This is a genomic window from Streptomyces sp. NPDC054863, from assembly GCF_053610825.1.
Window position 1 is genome coordinate 1 of record NZ_JBSGZD010000584.1, and the last position, 1,005, is coordinate 1,005.

Sequence of the window (1,005 nt, forward strand, 5' to 3'; positions counted from 1 at the left end):
CGGCGGGCATTCCTTGCTCGTGACTCGTCTGGTGAGCAGGGTCCGGTCGGTGTTCGGGGTGGAGGTGCCGATCCGGACTGTGTTCGAGACGCCCACCCCGGCTGCTCTCGTCGGCAGGCTGACCGCTTCCGGTGCGTCCCGGCCCGCGCTGAGGCGGGTGGAGCGGTCGGGGGTGGTGCCGCTGTCGTTCGCGCAGCAACGGCTGTGGTTCCTCGGTGAGTTGGAGGGTCCGTCGGCGACCTACAACATTCCGATGGTGCTGCGGATGACCGGTGCGCTGGACACCGATGCCCTGCATGCGGCGTTGCGTGATGTGGTGGGACGGCACGAGGTGCTGCGCACGGTGGTCGCCACGGGGGACGGTCGGCCCTGTCAGCGGATCGTGGATGTGGACGCGGTCGGTGACCTGCTGACCATCATCGATGCCGAGGGGGTCGAGCAGGCCGGGCTGACCCGCCTGGTCACCGAGGCGGTGGAGCACCGCTTCGATCTGGCGGGCGAGATTCCGCTGCGGGCCCGTCTGCTGCGGACCGGTCCCGATGCGCACGTACTCGTGGTGGTGATGCATCACATCGCCGGTGACGGCTGGTCGCTCGGTCCGCTGGCCCGCGACGTGTCGACCGCCTACGCGGCCCGCTCCGTCGGGGACATCCCCGTAGGGGATGTGCTGCCGGTGCAGTACGCCGACTACACCCTCTGGCAGCGGGACCTCCTGGGTGACCAGACCGACCCGGACAGCCTCCTTTCCCAGCAACTCGCTTACTGGCATGGGGAGTTGGAGGGGTCGCCGGAGGAGTTGGTGCTGCCGGTCGACCGGCAGCGTCCGCCGGTGGCTTCTCACCGTGGTGGCACTGTCGGTCTGCATATCGACGCCGAGGTGCACCGGGCGGTGGTGGACCTGGCCCGGGTACAGGGGGTGACGGTGTTCATGGTGATGCAGGCGGCCCTGGCTGCTCTGCTGCACCGTCTCGGTGCCGGGGAGGACATTCCGATCGGTACTCCCCT

1 protein-coding gene is annotated in these 1,005 nt (G+C 69.3%); it reads left to right on the forward strand.

The features are described 5' to 3' along the window. Positions 1 to 58 precede the first annotated feature (58 nt). A partial coding sequence (locus ACWGIG_RS39070) for a condensation domain-containing protein (protein WP_453326469.1) occupies positions 59 to 1,005 on the forward strand: 947 nt, incomplete at its 3' end.